The 16,597-nt window shown below is 67.2% G+C and carries 21 protein-coding genes; 6 read left to right on the forward strand and 15 right to left on the reverse strand.

The genetic code is table 11. The features are described from left to right. Nucleotides 1-19: 19 nt before the first annotated feature. On the reverse strand, nt 20-1,309 hold the full coding sequence (locus C5E41_RS00320; RefSeq protein ID WP_258080636.1) for a SidA/IucD/PvdA family monooxygenase: 1,290 nt from the start codon (nt 1,307-1,309) through the stop codon (nt 20-22). Nucleotides 1,310-1,525: 216 nt separating this feature from the next. Between C5E41_RS00320 and C5E41_RS00325 the strand changes: the two genes are divergently transcribed. Further along, on the forward strand, nt 1,526-1,990 hold the full coding sequence (locus C5E41_RS00325; protein ID WP_104373856.1) for a hypothetical protein: 465 nt from the start codon (nt 1,526-1,528) through the stop codon (nt 1,988-1,990). 56 nt (nt 1,991-2,046) lie between these two features. Here the strand turns inward: C5E41_RS00325 and C5E41_RS00330 are convergent, their stop codons facing one another. Next, nucleotides 2,047-2,634: a glyoxalase gene (locus C5E41_RS00330; protein ID WP_104373857.1), complete on the reverse strand. Its 588-nt coding sequence runs from the start codon at nt 2,632-2,634 to the stop codon at nt 2,047-2,049. 56 nt (nt 2,635-2,690) lie between these two features. On the opposite strand from C5E41_RS00330, the gene C5E41_RS00335 reads away from it, so the two are divergent. The 5 genes from C5E41_RS00335 to C5E41_RS00355 all read left to right on the forward strand — a co-directional run bounded on the left by C5E41_RS00335 (nt 2,691) and on the right by C5E41_RS00355 (nt 8,643). Then, complete coding sequence (locus C5E41_RS00335) at nt 2,691-3,269, forward strand: PadR family transcriptional regulator (RefSeq protein WP_104373858.1); 579 nt, start codon at nt 2,691-2,693, stop codon at nt 3,267-3,269. Nucleotides 3,270-3,304: 35 nt separating this feature from the next. Continuing rightward, nucleotides 3,305-4,246: an RluA family pseudouridine synthase gene (locus tag C5E41_RS00340; RefSeq protein ID WP_104373859.1), complete on the forward strand. Its 942-nt coding sequence runs from the start codon at nt 3,305-3,307 to the stop codon at nt 4,244-4,246. Nucleotides 4,247-4,345: 99 nt separating this feature from the next. Then, a complete protein-coding gene (locus C5E41_RS00345; protein WP_104373860.1) occupies nt 4,346-5,104 on the forward strand; it encodes a CPBP family intramembrane glutamic endopeptidase in 759 nt (252 codons plus the stop codon). A 193-nt stretch (nt 5,105-5,297) separates the two neighbouring features. Then, entirely contained in the window at nt 5,298-7,142 is a 1,845-nt protein-coding gene (locus C5E41_RS00350; RefSeq protein ID WP_104373861.1) for a hypothetical protein, read from the forward strand. Nucleotides 7,143-7,338: 196 nt separating this feature from the next. Next, nucleotides 7,339-8,643, forward strand: a complete 1,305-nt coding sequence (locus C5E41_RS00355; RefSeq protein ID WP_181063017.1) for an acyltransferase — start codon at nt 7,339-7,341, stop codon at nt 8,641-8,643. Here C5E41_RS00355 and C5E41_RS00360 read toward each other — a convergent pair. From C5E41_RS00360 to rpsJ, 13 genes are all read right to left on the reverse strand, one after another. Further along, nucleotides 8,586-9,884, reverse strand: coding sequence for a flavin-dependent oxidoreductase (locus C5E41_RS00360; protein WP_104373863.1), 1,299 nt, complete (start codon nt 9,882-9,884; stop codon nt 8,586-8,588). The genes C5E41_RS00355 and C5E41_RS00360 overlap by 58 nt on opposite strands. 102 nt (nt 9,885-9,986) lie before the next feature. Beyond that, nucleotides 9,987-10,676 (reverse strand): YdcF family protein, encoded by a 690-nt coding sequence (locus C5E41_RS00365; RefSeq protein ID WP_104373864.1) that lies wholly within the window; start codon nt 10,674-10,676, stop codon nt 9,987-9,989. Nucleotides 10,677-10,852: 176 nt separating this feature from the next. After that, entirely contained in the window at nt 10,853-11,149 is a 297-nt protein-coding gene (gene rpsQ, locus C5E41_RS00370) for a 30S ribosomal protein S17 (protein WP_030513365.1), read from the reverse strand. Beyond that, nucleotides 11,146-11,385 carry a 50S ribosomal protein L29 gene (gene rpmC / locus C5E41_RS00375; RefSeq protein ID WP_025347181.1) on the reverse strand — a complete coding sequence of 80 codons (240 nt, stop codon included), beginning with the start codon at nt 11,383-11,385 and terminating at the stop codon, nt 11,146-11,148. The genes rpsQ and rpmC overlap by 4 nt, the downstream gene beginning before the upstream one ends. Further along, complete coding sequence (rplP, locus tag C5E41_RS00380) at nt 11,385-11,801, reverse strand: 50S ribosomal protein L16 (protein ID WP_030513364.1); 417 nt, start codon at nt 11,799-11,801, stop codon at nt 11,385-11,387. The genes rpmC and rplP overlap by 1 nt, the downstream gene beginning before the upstream one ends. 3 nt (nt 11,802-11,804) lie before the next feature. Beyond that, nucleotides 11,805-12,602, reverse strand: coding sequence for a 30S ribosomal protein S3 (gene rpsC, locus C5E41_RS00385; RefSeq protein ID WP_039776445.1), 798 nt, complete (start codon nt 12,600-12,602; stop codon nt 11,805-11,807). Further along, the gene (rplV, locus tag C5E41_RS00390; RefSeq protein ID WP_439956340.1) at nt 12,603-13,040 is read right to left on the reverse strand and encodes a 50S ribosomal protein L22; all 438 of its coding nucleotides are present in this window, start codon (nt 13,038-13,040) and stop codon (nt 12,603-12,605) included. Further along, a complete protein-coding gene (gene rpsS / locus C5E41_RS00395) occupies nt 13,037-13,318 on the reverse strand; it encodes a 30S ribosomal protein S19 (RefSeq protein ID WP_030513362.1) in 282 nt (93 codons plus the stop codon). The genes rplV and rpsS overlap by 4 nt, the downstream gene beginning before the upstream one ends. Before the next feature lie 14 nt (nt 13,319-13,332). Then, complete coding sequence (rplB, locus tag C5E41_RS00400; protein ID WP_104373865.1) at nt 13,333-14,163, reverse strand: 50S ribosomal protein L2; 831 nt, start codon at nt 14,161-14,163, stop codon at nt 13,333-13,335. A 33-nt stretch (nt 14,164-14,196) separates the two neighbouring features. Further along, on the reverse strand, nt 14,197-14,502 hold the full coding sequence (gene rplW / locus C5E41_RS00405; protein WP_030513360.1) for a 50S ribosomal protein L23: 306 nt from the start codon (nt 14,500-14,502) through the stop codon (nt 14,197-14,199). Beyond that, nucleotides 14,499-15,212: a 50S ribosomal protein L4 gene (rplD, locus tag C5E41_RS00410; RefSeq protein WP_104373866.1), complete on the reverse strand. Its 714-nt coding sequence runs from the start codon at nt 15,210-15,212 to the stop codon at nt 14,499-14,501. Before rplD ends, rplW begins: the two co-directional genes overlap by 4 nt. Beyond that, nucleotides 15,209-15,898: a 50S ribosomal protein L3 gene (gene rplC / locus C5E41_RS00415; protein WP_104373867.1), complete on the reverse strand. Its 690-nt coding sequence runs from the start codon at nt 15,896-15,898 to the stop codon at nt 15,209-15,211. The genes rplD and rplC overlap by 4 nt, the downstream gene beginning before the upstream one ends. 14 nt (nt 15,899-15,912) lie before the next feature. Next, complete coding sequence (rpsJ, locus tag C5E41_RS00420) at nt 15,913-16,218, reverse strand: 30S ribosomal protein S10 (RefSeq protein ID WP_003938093.1); 306 nt, start codon at nt 16,216-16,218, stop codon at nt 15,913-15,915. Nucleotides 16,219-16,597: the final 379 nt, after the last annotated feature.

Here is a 16,597-nt window from a genome sequence, read left to right on the forward strand (position 1 = left end):
CCTACGATCTGCCGGGTGATCATTCCGGGCGCTGCCCGGCCGCGACTCGGGCCGCCACGGCGGCCGCGCGCGCCGGTACCTCACCCAGCACGCGATCCGAAAGCTCGCCCAGGCAACTGAGATTGGGAAATCCCGGCCCCTGCGCCATCCCCGCGAGATTCGGCAGATAGAGCTTGGCGTCGAGGCCGGACACCGCCAGATCGTGGCCGATCGCCGCCTCCAGCCGCGCGTGGGTGATGGGCCCGCCCACCGCCAGCTCCACCAGATCCGAGGTATCGGAGTCGAACAGATCCAGGAACCACAGCGGCTGGCCGCCGGTGGCGTCGACCACCAGATCGAAGGCGTGCATCTGATCGGGCCGCAATTCGTTGCGCAGCGTGAGCGCCACCCCCTCGCCACGCTCGGCGACACGGACCACGCGGCCCTGGAGATGATGAACGCGATTGTCCGCCAGCACGTTCTCCTGCACGCGCACCGAGAACACACCACGATCGGTGCGGCGGATGACGTCGCGACGCTCCTGCAGACTCAGTGCCCGCCACTTCGCCGGATCGCTGAACAGCGAATTCTCGAAATAACTTTCACCGCGGGTGTAGATGGTGGCCGCGGGCGAGATCACCGAGACCGTGAGGACGTCGTGGCGGACCAGTTCGTCCACCGCCGAGCCCGCGGTCTCACCGCCGCCGATCACCGCCGCCCGCGAGGAGACCGGCAGCCGGCGCTTACCCGCGAGATCCCAGAAATCCGCGATGCTCAGCACCTTCGGATGTTCAGCCAGCGCGCGCCGGCTGTCGCCCGGTCCGGTGATCATCAGTCCGTCGCAGTCGATTTCGGTCTCCACGCCGGAACCGTCGGCCACCGAGACCAGCCAGCCGTCGGCAGCGGGGCGAATCCGGCGGACCGCGCCCATCACCATTTCGACCTCGGCCTTGCGGGCGACCCATTGCAGATAGTTGGCCCAGACGTGGTGGTGCGGACTGGGCCGGCCCCGGTCGACCCATTCGGCATAGGTGCCGTTCTCGACCAGGAAGGAATTCCAGCTGTAGGCGATCATCGCCCGGTCGATCGCGCGGTTGTGGCCGCGCGCCCAGGTGGAGTGGTACGGGAAGCCGACATCTTTCTCGGGGCTGGTGCCGAGCCGGTGCTGGCCGTCGGTCCATCCGCCGCTGGGCAGCCAATTGCCGCCCACCGCATGCGGTTCCACCACGACCACGCGCGGAGCGGGTAACCCCAGGTCCCGCAGCACCCGAGCCTTCGCCGCCACTGCCATCGCTTTCGGCCCGGCTCCGACCACGAGAAGCGTCTTCACTGGTACTCCCGTTCTGTGATTCCAGCCACCGCTCAGCCGGTCGCCGGGGCGTTCAGCTGGGCAGATCCGACATATCGGGAAGAGCGAATCCACCCGAAGTCGACTGAGTACTACCTACCTTTGCATAGGCTTACCTTATATTGCTTGGTGGTGCCAGCCCTTGCGGAACGATTGCGAGCCACGGCACTCCTGTCCCACAACTGATCGGATACGACCATGATCAAGATCAAATCCCGTGCCGTTGCGGCGTTTTCGCTGGCCGCCGTGGTCTTCGCCGGCGGCGTCGCCTCCGTGACCCCGGCCGTCGCCGCGCCGATCGCCGCCCCCGTCCACGCCGCCGCCCCGGGCGTCGGCGAGCTGCAGAGCAAGCTCGAGCTGGTGCTCGACCCGAACGGTTCGCGGTCCGCCCGCGCCAACGAGCTGGAGGCCGGCGAGGCCGGACTGGGCCTGGTCGACCAGGTCGGCGGCGTGATGGCCACGGTGCCCGGATTCCAGTGGCAGGCCGTCGCGCCGGTGAACGTCCAGGGCGACATCCTCACCCACAACCTGCAGATCAACGTCCCCGGCTTCGATGCCATGTACATCGAGCTGAAGTGGAAGGACATCGACGGCACCTGGAAGCTGACCCGCGAATCCGAGTGCACGATCGCCTATTACGCGAACCTGCCCTGCACCGTCTAGTGCACGAGCGGTCCCGGGCGTACCGCCGTCCTGCCCGGGACCGCCGCCGCGGGCGGCTACGGAGATTCGCCGGACAGCTCCGCTCGTTCCCGCCGCGCGCGCTCCAGATCCTCCGGCGTCGCGGTTGATCCGTATCTGCGCAGGCCGACGTCCAGCACTCGCAGCGCCGCTGCGTCATCGTTCTTGAAATCGCGCAGTATGCGCACATTGTCGAGCACCCGAGCGAGGCCGTCGAGTTCCTTGGACCCGCCGTACTCCAGCTCGCGTGGCTCGTCGCGCTGGATCACCAGCACGTGATTGCCTGCGGGATCGACCATCGTGAATCGAGTCTGCCCGGGCTTGAACCGTGTGATTCTCGGTGATCCCTTGGCCGGCACCTTGCCGAGCCGCGCCCGCAGTGCGGCAGTGAATTCGCGGTGATATGCGGCGACATCATCGACGAGAACCAAGCAGCTGAGTTCCGTATCGACGCCCTCGGGCCGGGCGACGAAGTGCAGTTGGTACTCGCTGCGCGCCACTGCGCCGTACACGTAGGGGCGGGTCTGCTCATGCGTGACCTCGAAACCGAGCCCGCGGTAGAAGTCGAGCAATTCGGACAACTGAGCCTTGCGGCTCCACAACAACGGCACCGCAGTCTCGGGCATATCCCCGCCCCTCCTGTCAGTAATCAAATTTGACTAGCGGAGGTTATCATCACTCGGTGTCCACAGTGCGATTACTCGTCCTCGGTGTGATCCGATTGCGGCAGCCGACCTACGGCTACGCGGTTCGGCGCGAACTGCTGTCCTGGCGCGCCGACACGTGGACCAACGTGAAGCCGGGCTCGATCTATCACGCCCTCAAACAGCTCACCCACGAGGGCAAACTGCACGCGACCGGCACCGAAGCCAGCAGCAGCGGCCCCGGCCGCACCTTGTTCGAAATGACCGAGACGGGTGACGCCGAGTTCCGTACGCTCCTGGATGCCGCGCTGGTCAGCATCGATATGGAGGAGCTCGGCGCCGGCATCGCGTTCATGGACACCCTGCCGCGATCGCACGTCATCGGCCTGCTGCGACGGCAACGCGAACGCAGCGCGGAGGTGCGCGACGAACTGCTCGCCATGAAGGCCGACTACCCTCCTCGGTACGAGGCCCCGCACTCCGCCGACCTGCTCGAACTGTGGAGCGGCACCTTCGACACTCTGTCGCGCTGGACCGACGGCGTGCTGCAGCGACTCGAGAACGGCCACTACCGAATGGCAGACGACCGACCGACTGCACGAGACGGCGACCTCTAGTCCGGGCCTTGCGCCGCTGTCGTTAGGGTCGATGTGTGCGACGCCGGCAACAGCCGCCGCTGCCCAAGCGCCACGGACTCGATCCGGCGCGGCTGCGGTTACCCGAAGACGGAACCTGGGCGACCATCCGCGACCATCTGGTCCATCGGCTCCCCCGGGTCCCCGCCGCGCGCATCGACGAGATGCTCGCCGATGGCGACATCGTCGATCTCGACGGACCGATCGGGCCGGACGCACCCTACGTTCCCGGGGGCGCGGTGTGGTTCCACCGCGATCTCCCCGACGAGACACCGGTACCGTTCGACGTCACCGTGGTGTACCGCGACGACCATCTGCTGGTCGTCGACAAACCGCACTTCCTGTCCACGATTCCGCGTGGCCAGCACATCCTCGAGACCGCGCTCGTCCGGATGCGGCGCGATCTGGACCTCCCGGATCTGGTGCCCGCGCACCGGCTGGACCGGACCACCGCCGGACTGATCTTGTTCGTCGTCGATCCGGCGCGACGCGGGGCGTATCAGACCCTGTTCCACCAGCGCCGGGTGCACAAACAGTACGAGGCGATCGCACCCTACGATCCCGAACTCACCCTCCCCCGCACGGTGCGCAGCCGGATCGTCAAGGAGCGTACCGTCCTTCGCGCCTTCGAGGTCGAGGGCGAGCCCAACGCGGAAACGCTGGTCGAACTGATCGAGCACCGCGACGGCCTCGGCCGCTACCGGCTGAGCCCGCACACCGGCCGCACCCATCAGTTGCGGTTGCACATGAACGGGCTCGGAATCCCGATCCTCGGGGACGACTTCTATCCCGACCTCACCGATCGGCCGGTGGACGATTTCACCCGGCCGCTGCAGCTGCTGGCCGCGCGGCTCGCCTTCACCGACCCGATCAGCGGGGCCGAGCGGGTGTTCGACACCACGCGGACGCTGCAGGCGTGGACGGACTACGCGGGCTGGAGCGGCGGACGGTCGGGATAGCGGCGACCGGTTTCGCCCGCGAGCCACATCACCGGCGTCGCGGCGATCGTGACCCACCGAACACGGCACACCCGCCCGGATGAACGTAGACTGGCGACGATGTCTCGAAACGATAACGGGGTTGCGCAGTCCTCGGCCCCAGTCGGCCCGGGGCGCCGGTTACACGCCTACCTCGACGTCGCCGTCGTGGTGGCGGTGCTCGCCGGGACGAACCTCATCGCGCATTTCACCTCGCAATGGGCCAATATCGCGACCGTTCCCGCGGCCGCGGTGATTCTCGTGCTGTTGATGCGACGACGCGGACTCGGCTGGGCGGAATTGGGACTTTCACCGCGACAGTGGCGCCGTGGAACGCTCTATGCGCTCGGCGCGGTCGCGATTGTCGTGGGAGCCGTGGCGATCGGCGCACTACTTCCGATGACGCGGCCGTTCTTTCTCGCCAATCGATATGCGACCTTGTCCGGAGCATTGATCGCCTCGATGATCGTGATTCCGCTGCAAACGGTGATTCCGGAAGAACTCGCCTTTCGCGGCGTACTGCACGGCGCACTGGATCGAGCGACCGGCGCGCGCGGCGTATTCATCGTCGGGTCACTGCTTTTCGGCTGCTGGCATATCGCCTCGTCGCTCGGCCTGACCAGCGGGAATCGCGGTTTGAGCACGCTGCTCGGCGGTGGCGTCGGCGGACAGATCGCCGGAATCACACTGGCCGTACTCGCGACCGCGGCCGCCGGTGTGATCTTCACCTGGTTGCGCCGGCGCAGCGGCAGTCTGCTGGCGCCGATCGCACTGCACTGGTCGCTCAACGGCGCCGGCGCGCTCGCGGCGGCCATTGTCTGGCACACCGCCGTGCACTGAAATTCCGCTGTCCCAGCCGAATTCGGAATCGCCGGGCCGAACAGCCCATTTGCGTATTCATCCGAACTGATGTTCGGTGAAAGCGTTGACCGCGCCGATGGTCGGCGATTACCCTTTCACCTCGATCACACATATGTTCGAGTACTCGGGTAATCGACCTCGGTAGCGCGGCCGCTGCCGGGAAAGGCACGCCATGCTCGACGAGCAGTCGACCACCACGACCGCCGTCCCTCCGGCGGACTCCGCGCACCTTCCGCTCCGCGACGCGGAACGGACCGCCGCAGACGCACACGTCGGGGAGATCTCCGCGGAGGAACCGTCGAAGGGCGCGGCCCGGCGCCGGCGCACCCCCGAACACTCCCCGCAGGCGGAGCTGAACGCGTTGGCCCGGCGGGTCGCGACCGCGCGAGGCAAGCTGCCCCTGCAAGCGGACCCGGCGCTGTTCGCCGAACTGTCCGATCGGGAGATCGCCGCCGAGCGCGATCTCGCCGAATGGATCCGCACACAGCGCCGCCGGCAACGCAAACGTGCGGTGGCGGCGCAACTGTCGGCCGAGAAGCGTGATCGCCGCGTCGCCCTGGCCCTACGCCGGGCCGACGACGCGGACACCCGTTGGCACCGGCGCGCCCGCGCGGCCCGCATGCGGGTGTCGAATCCCGATGCGCGCCTGGCACAACTGTTCCGCCGCGCCGAATGGTCCTCGCGGGCGCTGATCGGCGTCGTCGTTCTCGGCATGGTCTGGGCGGGGGTGAACGTTCAGCACAACCTCGTCCCCAGCGGGGATATGTCGGATCCGCTGTATTGGCTCAGTTACGGCTTCGAGGCGATGATCTCGATCCCGATCATCACGATCATGGTCGTCGCCACCACCGCTGCCCGGTGGGGCCGCGACATCGACCGCGGCAAGGTCGTCTTCCTGGAAACCGCGCTGCTCGGCGTCACCATCGCACTCAACGCCGGCCCGCACCTCGTCGCGGGCGCACCGGCACGCGCCGCCGAGGCCGCCGTCGCCCCGGTCATGGTCGGCGTCGTGATCTGGTTGCACGCCTGGGTTTCCGCGCGCTACGCACAACTCATCGACGACATCCCGATGGAGGACATCGACTCCGACCTCCCGCCGACCGGATACCGCCCGAGGTACCGTCCGGACGACCTTCCGGAGTGGGCGCAGGCACGTCCGCTGCCCGACGGCGCGGGGTCCGTGGAATTCCCCAGCTATCCCCAGCTCCCGTCGACGACTGCGCCGCAACCGGTTTCGGTGGCCGGATGGGATGCCGCGCTGCGGCTCGCGGACGCGGTGGAGAGTTGCCGACCGCCGGCCGCGACGCCAGCGAAGACCGTGCCGCCAGCGCAGACATCGTCGACCACGCAGGGCGCCGCTCCCGTCGAGCCTGCCGCGGCATCTGAGGTCGTCACCGAGGCGGCAGCCACCGTCGACTCTTCCGATGCGGCAACGGTAAAGGTCACGGCGCCAATGGAAGTCATGGAGGCCGAGGCGCCCGGAAGAGCCGATGAGCGGTCGGGATCGCACAGTGCCGGACTGCGGATCGTCTCCGACGAACCGCACAAGACACGCACACGGCGGGCCGTGGACGATGCTGTGCAGTTGGTGCTGGGGGAGCCGATCGCCGAAGCACCGCGACCGGGTGCGGCCGCAGCGGAGGCCGACCGCAGGACAGCACCGGACGAAACCGCCGACCTCTCCGGCATCGCCGAGGTGGACGAGGCCGAATTCGCCGATATCGAATCCGCCGCCGTCGAATCCGTCGCCGTCGAATCCGCCGCCGTCGAATCCGCCGATATCGATGCCGCGGAGGACGAGACCGGCGAGGGCGCCATCCGGTCTGTCGCGCACGAGATCCGCCGCCGCGGCCTGTCGAAGCTGTCGGTCGACCAGCTCGCCGAAATCCTGACCCTCACCGACGAATCGTGGACCCCGGCCGCGATCGGTGCCGCCATCGGCCTGCCGGGCTCCCGGATCCTGGGGATTCTGGAGGCGGCGCGCCGCATCACCATGCCCGTGGCAGTCGGCGGCTGAGCGCCGATTCGCACCGCCGCAACCAGGCGGTTCAGGCGCCTCGAAGGGGCCGATAAGGAACCTCACAGGCTCGGTCGTAATCATGGAGTGCGACGACCGACTCGAGGAAGCAGATGATCGACACCTTTCCGCGAGCGCATTCGTCGGCGACCTTGCCGCGCGACGGACGGTGCTCCTGCCCACGGATCTCGGCACGATGAGTACGGCGACTGCGACACCGGTCCGCGGTAAGCCCACCTCCGTCGCGACCGAATCGGGAGCGGCCGCGCAGCCTCAGCCGTCGCGGCCCTATCTGCATCAGGTCAACCTGTACCGGATCCTGACCTTCGCCTGTGTGATCGCCGTCCACGTGATCGACAGATCCGGCGACCCGAACAATGTGTCGGCGAACGGGGCCATGGTGCTGCTGCACTTTCCCCGCGAGGCCTTCTTCACGCTGACCGGATTCGTCCTGATCTACCAGTACGCCGACCGGTCCTTCGACGCGCCACATTTCTGGCGCCGGCGCTTCGCGCTGGTCGGTATCCCCTACGTCATCTGGTCGGTGTTCTACTGGGGCTATTCGGTGATCGCCGGCATTCATCAGGAGTCCGCGGCGGGAGCGATACGCCGGTTGGCGATCGAACTGGTGACCGGTGAAGCCTGGTATCAGCTGTACTTCCTGCTGGTGTCGATGCAGATCTACCTGCTGTTCCCGCTGTTGCTCCGGTTCGTGCGCTGGACGGCTGGCCACCACCGGTGGGTGCTCGGGACGAGCGCGCTCGTGCAACTGGGCATGCTGTGGGCGCTGACGCATCCGCCGACGCTCACCGGAATGCCGGCGCAACTGTGGAACCACCTCTACGTGACGGTGCTGCCGTACCAGTTCTACATACTGTTCGGCGCGGTCGCCGCATGGCATATCGGCACCGTCGACCGTGCCGTGCGCCGCTTCGGCCCGCTGCTGATCGCCGGCACCGTCCTCGGGGCGGCGGGCGCCGAGTGGTGTTATCAGCGCGCGGTCGCGGGCAGCACCACACCGTGGCAGGCCGACAATGTCTTCAACCCCTACATGGCCGTCTATTTCGTCGCGCTGATCGTCGGCCTCTACACCGTGAGCACCTGGTGGTCATGGCTGCGCCCGAAGTACCGCATCGTCGGCCGCATCTCCCGCTACGGCGCCGATCGCTCCTTCGCGGTCTTCCTGATGCATCCGATCGTGCTGGAACTGCTGATCCCCCTCTACCCCCGGCTCCAGGACGCGGTCGGCGCCGCGGGCGCGACGGTGCTGTTGTTCGTCGCGGTCCTGGCGGTCACCCTCGCGGTCGTCGGCCTGGTGCGCCATGCTCCCGGCAGTATCTACCTCACCGGCCGGCCCCGGATCGACGGCACAACCCCGCTCGGACGCCGACTGCGGTCGATCGGCCCGGCATCGCCGCAGCGTGCGACCGCCGTCGACACCGGTCACGCACTCTCGGAGTCGTACGGACGGCAGTCGTCCGCCGAGGCGCCGGCGGCGTAACGCGCGGCGGCGTCCGAGACGGCGGGGGCAGAGCCGCTGGTGTGGCGGTACGCATCGGCCAGGGCGGCGAGTTCGGCGGCGGTGAGAACATCCTCGATCCGATCGAAGCCGTTCGGCGCCCGCTGCGCCACGGCGTGCAGGACGCGGTCCATCGGCATATCCCGGTTCGCCAGCACGATGGTGTTGACCGCCTCCCGCCGGCTCTGCTCGTATCGCGCGAGCCCGGCGATCGGGTCGGCGGCCGCCGCCAGCTCGGAAGCCACGGCACGGGCGTCGAGGATCGCTTGCGACGCGCCGTTGGAACCGACCGGATACATCGGATGCGCGGCGTCACCCATCAGCGTCACGCGTCCGGAACCCCAGCGCGACAAGGGGTTCCGATCGACCATCGGATATTCGAGCACTTCGGCACTGGCGCGGGCCAATGCCGGAACATCGACACCGGCCAGGCGCCAGCCTTCGTAGTGCGGCAGCACATCCGCCAACCGCCCGGCGCGATTCCAGTCGGGACTCTGTACCGCGGTATCGTGCACGCGCACCTCGGCGACCCAATTCACCAGCGCACGCCCACGCCGGTGCGCACCACCCGAGATGGGGTACATCACGAATTTCGCGGCACGATTGGAACCCGCGAGCACCATCGTCCGCCCGTCCAGGAACGGACGAATCTCGCTGACCCCGCGCCACATTCGAATGCCGTTCCACAACGGCCGCCCCTCGTCCGGATGCAACTGCGCGCGGACCGTGGAATGCAGGCCGTCGGCGCCGATCAACACGTCCGCGGTCTCTTCGACGACGGTGCCCGCGGCGCGGTCGAGGAACCGGCAACGCACCCCGTCGGCCTCCTCGGCGAACGATCGCAGCAGCATTCCTTCGCGCACGGCATCGGACCCGAGCCGGCGGCGCACCAGATCCAGTAGCAGGCCCTGCAATTCGCCGCGGTGCACCGCGTATTGGGGCCACGCATGCCCCGCGGCGAGCCCGCGCGGCTCACTCCAGATGTGATTTCCGAACCGGTCGAGATGCACCGCACTGGAGGTGGCGATCGCGCAATCGGCCAGTGCCGCATCGAGTTCCAGTTCGTGCAGCTCCCGCACCGCATGCGGGAGCAGATTGATTCCGACGCCGAGCGGGCGAAGCTCACCGACCCCGTCCAGCACGACCGCCTCGATCCCCACCCGATGCAAGCATGCCGCCGCGGTCAACCCGGCGATTCCGGCGCCTGCGATCAGAACCCGCATCAGCCCGCCCCGAGCTCGTCGACCGCCAGGGCCCCACCCATGATTTCGCTCCTCCCGACAACGACCCGAATCTACCGATTCGCGGTATGTGGTGCAGAACGGTCATTCACCGGAGGTGGAAATGCCGCGCACTCGGCGCGGTGGAAGCAGCCGCCCGGTGAACCCGGCTGCCACCAGCCGGTCGTATGCGGCGCGAACCCCCTCGGGAACGTCCTGCTCGATGGCCCAGCCCTCGGCCGCGTATCGCCACACGCGTTGCGTATCCCCCACCAGCATCGTGACGACCCGCTCCACGTCGCCGATCCGCCGCACATAATCGTCGAGCGATTCCGGCAGCGAACCGCACACCACCTCGACGTCGGGCCACCGCTTCCGGCAGGTCGCATAACTGCGCCGCTGTTGATAGGGCCGGCAGATCAGCAGAGCGGATGTCACGACGCGGCCGCAGTCGCGCAGCATCACACGCGAAAAGTCGATGTTCTCAGCGGTATTCGTGGCCCGCGGCTCGACCAGCACAGCGTCGTCCGGAATCCCGAGCGCGACAGCGTGTTCACGGTAGTGGACGGCTTCCCCCGCCGGAAACTCGGCGGCCGTCGTGGGCGCGTTGGCGCCGCTGAACACGATCGTCGGAAAGATCCCCCGCCGAAACAGCTCGGCCGCATACGTCGCCACCCCGATGTCATGACTCCCCAGCCCGATCCCAGCATCCACCGGCCGCACGTCATGATCCATGAGGTTGTAATCCCACAGGGTGCGCACATCGGACCGGATGGAGTCGGGAATCCAACGCATGCACCGATCGTACGAACGCGGCGGGCATTCACCTGCCGGGGTGGTTACCTCGCCCTGGCAAAGCCGAAGGCAGGGCGCTCGGCGGCTGGCGAATACGCGAAGGCCCGCCTCCCAACCGGGAAGCGGGCCTTCGCATTTCGACTACACAGCCGAGGCCGGGAGAAGAAGGAGACTTCCTACTTCGCCTTCTCCAGGACCTCCACCAGCCGCCACCGCTTGGTGGCCGACAGCGGACGGGTCTCCATCAGCTGCACGCGGTCGCCGACACCGGCGATCTCGTTCTCGTCGTGCGCCTTCACCTTCGAGGTGGTGCGGATGATCTTGCCGTAAAGCGGGTGCTTCACACGATCTTCCAGCTCGACCACGATGGTCTTGTTCATCTTGTCGGAGACGACGTAGCCGATGCGCACCTTGCGCGAGCCACGCTCCTCCTGCTTGGCCGGCGTCTTGGCCGGGCCCTTGGCGTCACTCATGCCGCGTCTCCCTTGCCTTCAGGACCGGAGGCCAGGCCGAGCTCGCGCTCACGCATGACCGTGTAGATGCGCGCGATCTCATGACGAACCACACGCAGGCGCCGGTTGTTCTGCAACTGGCCGGTCGCCATCTGGAAGCGCAGGTTGAACAGCTCTTCCTTCGATTCACGCAGGCGGGCGACGAGCTCGTCCTCGTTGAGCTCGCGCAGGTCTGCGGCCGGAGTTCCGGTAGCCATCAGAACTGCTCCTCCCTGGTCACGATCCTGCACTTCATCGGGAGCTTGTGCATCGCGCGGCGCAGCGCCTCACGAGCGGTCTCCTCGTTCGGGTAAGACATCTCGAACATCACGCGACCCGGCTTGACGTTCGCGACCCACCACTCCGGCGAACCCTTACCGGAACCCATGCGGGTTTCGGCCGGCTTCTTGGTCAGCGGGCGATCCGGGTAGATGTTGATCCAGATCTTGCCGCCACGACGGATGTGGCGGGTCATTGCGATACGCGCCGACTCGATCTGCCGGTTGGTGACGTAGGCCGGCTCCAGAGCCTGGATGCCGAAGTCACCGAACGCCACCGAGGTGCCGCCCTTGGCCATACCGGTACGACGGGGGTGATGCTGCTTGCGGTGCTTGACCTTGCGGGGCATCAACATGGGTCAGCCCTCCTGATTCTCTGCCGGAGCCTCCGCCACCGCGGTGGCGGCCCGTCCGGCCTCAGTGCTGGTCGCGGTGGTCCCGGCCGAACCGGACCGCCGCGGACGGCTCGGCCGCTCCCGACGCTCGCGACGCTCGGGCTGCGCGGCGGCGGCGGTGACCTCACGCTTGCCACCGACGATGTCGCCCTTGTAGATCCACACCTTCACGCCGATGCGGCCGAAGGTGGTGCGAGCCTCGTACAGGCCGTAATCGATGTCGGCGCGCAGCGTGTGCAGCGGCACCCGACCCTCACGGTAGAACTCCGAGCGCGACATTTCGGCGCCGCCGAGGCGGCCCGAGCACTGCACTCGAATGCCCTTGACGTTCGGCGAACGCATGGCCGACTGGATGGCCTTGCGCATCGCGCGACGGAACGCCACACGGTTGGACAGCTGCTCGGCCACACCCTGGGCAACCAGCTGCGCATCCGACTCGGGGTTCTTGACCTCGAGGATGTTCAGCTGAACCTGCTTGCCGGTGAGCTTCTCCAGCTCGGCGCGGATGCGGTCGGCCTCGGCGCCGCGACGGCCGATCACGATGCCCGGACGCGCGGTGTGGATGTCCACCCGGACGCGGTCACGAGTGCGCTCGATCTCGACCTTCGAGATGCCGGCCCGCTCCATACCCGTGCTCAGCAGCTTGCGGATGGCTACGTCTTCCTTGACGTATTCCTTGTACTGCTTGTCGGCGTACCAGCGGGACTTCCAATCGGTGGTGATACCGAGGCGGAAGCCGTGGGGGTTGATTTTCTGTCCCATTTACTTAGCCCCTCCCTTCCGGCGGCTGCGGGCGGAGGCGCTGGCAGTGTTAGGCAAGCTCTCGACCTCGATGGTGATGTGGCTGGTGCGCTTGCGGATCCGGAACGCACGCCCCTGGGCGCGCGGCTGGAAACGCTTCATGGTCGCGCCCTCGTCGACATACGCCGTCGAGATGACCAGGGTGTCGGGGTTCAGGCCGAAGTTGTTCTCGGCGTTCGCCGCGGCGCTGGCCACGACCTTGGCGACGGGTTCGCTGGCGGCCTGCGGTGCGAAGCGCAGGATGTTCAGCGCATCCTCGACCCGCTTGCCGCGGACCAGGTCCACGACGCGGCGAGCCTTCATCGGAGTGACGCGAACGTGCTTCGCGGTCGCGCGCGCGGTCGGGTTCCGAGGTTCGGATTCGCTCAGCTGTGTTGTTTGGCTCTTCGCTTCGCTCATCGCCGCTTGCTCTTCCGATCTTCCTTGACGTGGCTCCGGAACGTCCTGGTCGGCGCGAACTCACCGAGCTTGTGCCCGACCATGTTCTCCGAGACGAACACCGGCACGTGCTTGCGGCCGTCGTGGACCGAGAACGTGTGGCCGATGAAATCGGGGATGATGGTCGAACGACGCGACCAGGTCTTGATGACCTGCTTGGTGCCCTTCTCGTTCTGGACGTCCACCTTCTTGAGGAGGTGTTCGTCGACGAACGGGCCCTTCTTGAGGCTGCGTGGCATCTTTAACCTCCTCCTTAACGCTTCTTGCCGCGGCGGCGGACGATGAGCTTGTCGCTCGGACGGTTGGGCTTACGAGTACGGCCTTCGGGCTTACCCCAGGGCGAGACCGGGTGGCGACCACCGGAGGTCTTGCCTTCACCACCACCGTGCGGGTGGTCGACGGGGTTCATGACGACACCACGGACCGTGGGGCGGCGACCCTTCCAGCGCATACGGCCGGCCTTACCCCAGTTGATGTTCGACTGCTCGGCGTTACCGACCTCGCCGACGGTGGCGCGGCAGCGCACGTCGACGCGGCGGATTTCACCGGAGGGCATACGCAGGACGGCGTAGGCGCCTTCCTTACCCAGCAGCTGGATGCTCATACCGGCGGCACGAGCCAGTTTGGCGCCACCGCCCGGACGCAGCTCCACCGCGTGGATGGTGGTACCGGTCGGGATCGAGCGCAGCGGCAGGTTGTTGCCGGGCTTGATGTCGGCGCCGGCGCCGGACTCGATCTTCGTGCCCTGGGCGATGCCCTTCGGCGCGATGATGTAGCGCTTCTCGCCGTCGGCGTAGTGCAGCAGGGCGATGTTGGCGGTGCGGTTCGGGTCGTACTCGATGTGAGCGACCTTGGCCGGGATGCCGTCCTTGTCCAACCGGCGGAAGTCGATCAGACGGTAGGCCCGCTTGTGACCGCCACCGCGATGACGGGTGGTGATCCGGCCGTGCGCGTTACGACCACCGGACTTGGTGAGCGGGCGCAGCAGCGACTTCTCGGGAGTGGACCGGGTGATCTCGGCGAAGTCCGAAACGGACGACCCGCGCCTACCCGGCGTAGTCGGCTTGTACTTACGGATTGCCATGAGTTCTTCTCTGCTTTCTGGAAAGCCGACCGCTTACGCGACCGGGCCTCCGAAGATCTCGATGGGCTTGCTGTCGGCCGAGATGGTCACGAGCGCGCGCTTGGTGCTCTTGCGCTGGCCGTAACCGAAGCGGGTCCGCTTGCGCTTGCCCTGACGGTTGGCAGTGTTGACGCTGGTGACCTTGACGCCGAAAACCTTCTCGACGGCGATCTTGATCTGCGTCTTGTTCGAGTCCGGGTGCACCAGGAAGGTGTAGGTGCCCTCTTCGATCAGCCCGTAGGACTTCTCGGAGATCACCGGCGCGAGCAGGATGTCGCGGGGGTCGGCGATGGTGGTCACTTGCTTTCCTCCTGTGCCGCGGAGCCGGGCTGTGATTCCTGGGCCGACTCCGTCGGCCCGTGCACGAACGCGTTGAGCGCCTCGACGCTGAACACGACGTCATCGCTGAGCAGCACGTCGTAGGTGTTCAGCTGGTCCGGCGCGATCGGGTGCACACCCTGCAGGTTCGCCACGCTCTTCCACGCGGTGACATCTTCGCGACCCACCACGACCAGGACCTTCTTGCGGTCCGACAGCTCGGCCAGGAAGTTCTTGGCGGCCTTGGTGGACGGCGTCTGGCCGGCGACCAGTTCGCTGATCACGTGGATGCGCTCGTTACGGGCCCGGTCCGACAGGGCGCCACGCAGCGCGGCGGCCTTCATCTTCTTGGGCAGACGCTGCGAGTAGTCGCGCGGCTGCGGGCCGTGCACGGTGCCACCGCCGGTGAACTGCGGCGCGCGGGTCGAACCCTGGCGGGCGCGGCCGGTGCCCTTCTGGCGGTACGGCTTCTTACCACCACCGCGGACGTCGCCGCGGGTCTTGGTGGCGTGCGTGCCCTGGCGAGCCGCGGCCTGCTGGGCCACGACGACCTGGTGCATCAGCGCGATGTTGGCAGTCGCGTCGAAGATCTCCGCGGGGAGTTCGACGGTGCCGTTGGTTTTGCCGCCCGGCTCTTTGACCGGAAGCGTAAGATTGGTTGCCTTTTCCGACTTGACAGTGTCGGTGCTCATGCCCGGGCACCACCCTTCGCAGCACTCTTGACGATCACGATGCCGCCCTTGCGGCCCGGGATCGCGCCCTTGATCAGCAGCAGGCCGTTCTCGGCGTCCACCTTGTGGACCGAGAGGTTCTGCGTGGTCACGCGGTCGTTACCCATCCGGCCGGCCATCCGCATGCCCTTGAACACGCGGCCCGGGGTGGAGCAACCACCAATGGAGCCCGGCCGGCGGTGCACGGCCTGCGCACCGTGGGCGGCGCCCTGGCCACGGAAGCCGTGGCGCTTCATGACACCGGCGTAGCCCTTGCCCTTGCTGGTGCCGGTCACGTCGACGTAGGTGCCCTCTTCGAAGACATCCGCCGACAGTTCCTGGCCCACCTCGAACGCGGCGGCATCGGCGACGCGGATCTCGGCGACGTGGCGACGCGGGGTGACACCGGCCTTGGCGAACTGCCCGGCGACGGGCTTGGTCACCTTGCGCGGGTCGATCGCGCCGAAGGCGAGCTGAACGGCGGAGTAGCCGTCGCGCTCTTCGGTGCGGATCTGAGTCACGACGTTCGGTCCGGCCTTGACGACGGTCACCGGAACGACGCGGTTCTTCTCGTCGAACACCTGGGTCATGCCGAGCTTGGTGCCCAGGATGCCCGCGGCGGGCCGCGTCTTGGCGTCAGTCGCCGGTCCTTGCTTCTTCTCAGTCATATCTGCAATCCCCGTCACTGAATGTTGACGTCGACGCTGGCCGGCAGATCGATGCGCATGAGCGCGTCGACCGTCTTCGGCGTCGGGTCGAGGATGTCGATCAGCCGCTTGTGCGTGCGCATCTCGAAGTGCTCGCGCGAGTCCTTGTACTTGTGCGGCGAGCGGATGACGCAATACACGTTCTTCTCGGTCGGCAACGGCACCGGCCCGACGACGCGGGCACCGGTGCGGGTCACCGTCTCGACGATCTTGCGCGCAGACGCATCGATCGCCTCATGGTCGTAGGCCTTGAGCCTGATGCGGATCTTCTGTCCCGCCACGCTGAGTGTCCTTTTCTCCGCTTACGTTGTGACCCAGGAGCTTTCGCTCCCGAACCACCCTCATTTGCACAGCCCGAACACACGAAGACGCATCAGCCACCAACACGACCGGGGCGCACCCGATCCATCGCCGCTGTTCATCTGTCATGGTTCTTCCGGTCCACGCGGTCGGGCGTGTCGCCTCTCCGCTCATTCTTCGACCCCGGGCATACTTCACCTGCTGGGTCTCGGAACTTCGTCCCGGACGTACCCGCGCCGGACTCGACGCCGATACTCAGTGGGTCCTGCTCACCTACCGGCGATGAACGCACACCACCGCTGCAGGCAACCCGAACAGTATGCCCGAGGCCCCCCACCCACTCCAAATCGGGGGTAGTCC

The sequence above is a fragment of the Nocardia nova genome (assembly GCF_002933465.1).
GTDB classification, from domain to species: domain Bacteria; phylum Actinomycetota; class Actinomycetes; order Mycobacteriales; family Mycobacteriaceae; genus Nocardia; species Nocardia nova_B.

Excerpts from the sequence above, each read along its gene's own strand:
- C5E41_RS00325 (WP_104373856.1), top strand. The coding sequence starts at position 1,526 with ATGATCAAGATCAAATCCCGTGCCGTTGCGGCGTTTTCGCTGGCCGCC.
- C5E41_RS00330 (WP_104373857.1), bottom strand. The coding sequence starts at position 2,634 with ATGCCCGAGACTGCGGTGCCGTTGTTGTGGAGCCGCAAGGCTCAGTTG.
- C5E41_RS00345 (WP_104373860.1), top strand. The coding sequence starts at position 4,346 with ATGTCTCGAAACGATAACGGGGTTGCGCAGTCCTCGGCCCCAGTCGGC.
- C5E41_RS00350 (WP_104373861.1), top strand. The coding sequence starts at position 5,298 with ATGCTCGACGAGCAGTCGACCACCACGACCGCCGTCCCTCCGGCGGAC.
- C5E41_RS00355 (WP_181063017.1), top strand. The coding sequence starts at position 7,339 with ATGAGTACGGCGACTGCGACACCGGTCCGCGGTAAGCCCACCTCCGTC.
- C5E41_RS00360 (WP_104373863.1), bottom strand. The coding sequence starts at position 9,884 with ATGCGGGTTCTGATCGCAGGCGCCGGAATCGCCGGGTTGACCGCGGCG.
- C5E41_RS00365 (WP_104373864.1), bottom strand. The coding sequence starts at position 10,676 with ATGCGTTGGATTCCCGACTCCATCCGGTCCGATGTGCGCACCCTGTGG.
- rpsQ (WP_030513365.1), bottom strand. The coding sequence starts at position 11,149 with ATGAGTGACGCCAAGGGCCCGGCCAAGACGCCGGCCAAGCAGGAGGAG.
- rpmC (WP_025347181.1), bottom strand. The coding sequence starts at position 11,385 with ATGGCTACCGGAACTCCGGCCGCAGACCTGCGCGAGCTCAACGAGGAC.
- rplP (WP_030513364.1), bottom strand. The coding sequence starts at position 11,801 with ATGTTGATGCCCCGCAAGGTCAAGCACCGCAAGCAGCATCACCCCCGT.
- rpsC (WP_039776445.1), bottom strand. The coding sequence starts at position 12,602 with ATGGGACAGAAAATCAACCCCCACGGCTTCCGCCTCGGTATCACCACC.
- rplV (WP_439956340.1), bottom strand. The coding sequence starts at position 13,040 with ATGAGCGAAGCGAAGAGCCAAACAACACAGCTGAGCGAATCCGAACCT.
- rpsS (WP_030513362.1), bottom strand. The coding sequence starts at position 13,318 with ATGCCACGCAGCCTCAAGAAGGGCCCGTTCGTCGACGAACACCTCCTC.
- rplB (WP_104373865.1), bottom strand. The coding sequence starts at position 14,163 with ATGGCAATCCGTAAGTACAAGCCGACTACGCCGGGTAGGCGCGGGTCG.
- rplD (WP_104373866.1), bottom strand. The coding sequence starts at position 15,212 with ATGAGCACCGACACTGTCAAGTCGGAAAAGGCAACCAATCTTACGCTT.
- rplC (WP_104373867.1), bottom strand. The coding sequence starts at position 15,898 with ATGACTGAGAAGAAGCAAGGACCGGCGACTGACGCCAAGACGCGGCCC.